Source organism: Halorhodospira neutriphila, from assembly GCF_016584055.1.
GTDB classification, from domain to species: Bacteria; Pseudomonadota; Gammaproteobacteria; order Nitrococcales; family Halorhodospiraceae; genus Halorhodospira; species Halorhodospira neutriphila.
This window is the reverse complement of record NZ_NRSH01000193.1, coordinates 1-2,663: the sequence shown is the minus strand read 5'-3', so window position 1 is coordinate 2,663 and position 2,663 is coordinate 1. Positions and strand designations below refer to the sequence as shown.

Genomic DNA, 2,663 nt, shown 5'->3' with positions numbered 1-2,663 from the left:
GGTGAGGGCGGCGAAGGGGTCGGGGGGCGCCTCGGCGGCGGCGCGCTCGTGGGGCTGCTGCCCGAGGGCCCGGGCGAGGGTGTCGGTCAGCTGCGGGGCCACGGTGATCTTGCCGTTGGTGGCCTGCTGCAGGGCCGAGAGCAGGTACTCCGGGTCGTTGTCCTTGAGCAGGTAGCCCTGGGCGCCGGCGCGCAGGCAGTCGAAGAGGTCCCGCTCCTCCTCGCTGCCGGTGAGCATGATCACGGGGAGCTCGGGGAAGCGCCTGTGGAGCTGCTCGAGCACGCTGAGCCCGTCCTGGCCGGGCATCTTGAGGTCGAGGAGGACGAGGTCGGGCTGGAAGGCGGCGGCCAGGGCGGGGATGTCGTCGCGCCCGGTGCCCGTCTCCGTGGTGAGCCCCTGGGCGTTGAGCAGCTGCTGCAGCGCGGCGCGGAAGAGTTGGTGGTCATCGACAAGCAGGACACGCATGGCGAGATCCCCCGCTTGCTGAAGGCTCTTCGTCGCCTAGGGGTGGGCCTGGCTCGTTCCCGGTGGACATATCGCTCCTCCTGATGCGCTACCGGGGCCTCCGGGGGTGAGGCGTGCTGTTTCTTGTCGTTTTGATGCGGCTCGCTTGAGGGGGTGGTGTACGCGCTCATTCAATGAGACTGATTCAATTGAACTATATACATCAGCGTGACGGAAATCAAAGAGCGCGCTCCGGCCGCCGCCCGGCCGTCCGGTCCCCGCCCGGCGCCGATCGCCGGCGGCGGACGAACTCGACGAAGCGCGCCGCCCACGGCGTCGCCGCGGTGTGCCGGAGGTGGGCGTAGGAGGCGAGGGTGTTGGCCGTGAGGAGCCCGTCGCGGCCGTCGCCGACGCCGGCCCCGCCGTCGATGCGGTAGGCGCAGGGCAGCTCGGCGGGGCGCCCGCGCAGGCGCGAGTAGTGGAACTCGTGGGCGGGGATCGGGCCGGTGCCCTCCGCGGCGGGGGACCAGGGCGCGGAGCCGGTGGGCTGGAGGCGCACGTAGCCGTGGCCCTGGGGGCGGCCGCCCATCTCGGCGTCCACCGGGAAGACCCCCGCCATCGGGTACGCCTCGCCGCCGACGTGCAGGCGGCGGGCGAGGTAGAGGAGGCCGCCGCACTCGGCGTAGACCGGCAGCCCGCCCACCGCCGCCTCTTGCACGGCGGCGCGCAGGGGGCGATTGGCGGCGAGCGCGCCGGCGTGGCGCTCGGGGAAGCCGCCGCCGATGAACAGCCCGTCGAGCGGCGGGAGCTGCGCGTCGCGCAGGGTGTCGATCCAGCACAGCTGCGCGCCGGCGGCCTCCAGGGCCTCGAGGTCGCCGGGGTAGTAGAAGTTGAAGGCCGGGTCGTAGGCGACGCCGATGCGCACCCGCTCGCCGCCGGCGCCGCGCCCCGCGCCCCCCGTCGTGGCCGGGGCGGCGGGCTGGTCCTCGGCCGGCGGCGGCGTCGCAGAGGTAGCGGGGGCCTCGGCGAGCCGCCGCAGCGCCTCCAGGTCCACGTGCTCGCGCACCGCGCGCCGCAGGGCGCCGATGGCCGCCTCGGCCTCGGGCTGCTCGGCGGCGGGGATGAGGCCGAGGTACGGCATCTCGATGCCCAGCGCCGGCGTATCGGGGAGCGCGCCGAGCACGGGGAGATCGGTGTAGCGCGCCAGGGCCGCGCGCAGCTTCGCCTCGTGGCGGCGGCCGCCGACGCGGTTGAGCAGGACCCCCGCCACCCGGACCTGCGGGTCGAAGCGGGCGTGGCCGAGCACGGTGGGGGCGATCCCGCGGGTCATGCCGCGTGCGTCGACGACCAGCACCACCGGCGCCTCGAGCAGCGCGGCGAGGGCGGCGTTGCTGTCCGTTCCCTCGGGGTCGACGCCGTCGTGGAGCCCCTTGGTCCCCTCGATGAGGGCCAGCTCGCGGCCCTGCGGCGCCACGGCCGCGCGGATCTCCTCGCCGCCCATGGTGTGGAAGTCGAGGTTGCGGCAGGGGCGGCCGGCGGCGGCGCTGAGCCAGCCCGGGTCGATGTAGTCCGGGCCCTTCTTGAAGGGCCGCACGGCGGTCCCCGCCTCGGCCAGCGCCGCCGCGACGCCGATGGCGGCGGCGGTCTTGCCGGAGGACTTGTGGAGCCCGGAGAGGTAGAGCCGGTCCACGGCCCGGCCCCCTAGCCGGCCGCCGGCGCCGCGGCGGCCCCCTGCTGCGGGGCAGGGGCAGGGGCAGGGGCCGCGGCGCTGGGCGGCTCGTCCGGGAGGCGGCGCGGCAGCAGCGGCAGCGCCCGCAGCCCGGCGAGCAGGGCGATCACCGCCAGGGCGACCCCGCCGAGGCCGAGCGCCGCCTCCCAGCCGCTCGGCCGGTAGTGGGCGGCCCCCTCGTCGAAGGCGCTACCCGCCGTCTCCGCCCCCGGGAAGAGGGTCAGCGGCTGGGCCTGGGCGCCGACGATCACCCCGAAGAGCAGGGCGAGCCCGCCGGCCAGGGTCAGGCCCGCGGCCCAGGGCAGGGTGCGGGCCCGGGGGCGGGACGCCCCGAACGCCAGGAGGAGAGAGGGAAGGATGAGGCCGACGCCGGCCGCGCCCAGCCACATCACGGCCGGGTAGGGACCGCCATCGACGAGGAGGAACCGGGCCGCCCTCGCCGCCACGATCCTGCTGCTGGCCGTGCACTTCCTGGCCCTCGCCTACGACC

At 76.0% G+C, this 2,663-nt stretch carries 3 protein-coding genes; all 3 read right to left on the bottom strand.

What is annotated here, in order from left to right:
* The coding region (locus tag CKO13_RS11590; RefSeq protein WP_200261200.1) for a response regulator at positions 1-465 on the bottom strand (465 nt) is incomplete at its 3' end.
* 217 nt (positions 466-682) lie between these two features.
* Complete coding sequence (locus CKO13_RS11585; RefSeq protein ID WP_200261198.1) at positions 683-2,134, bottom strand: cobyrinic acid a,c-diamide synthase CobB; 1,452 nt, start codon at positions 2,132-2,134, stop codon at positions 683-685.
* 11 nt (positions 2,135-2,145) lie between these two features.
* Positions 2,146-2,619 (bottom strand): hypothetical protein, encoded by a 474-nt coding sequence (locus tag CKO13_RS12810; protein WP_200261196.1) that lies wholly within the window; start codon positions 2,617-2,619, stop codon positions 2,146-2,148.
* Positions 2,620-2,663 lie beyond the last annotated feature (44 nt).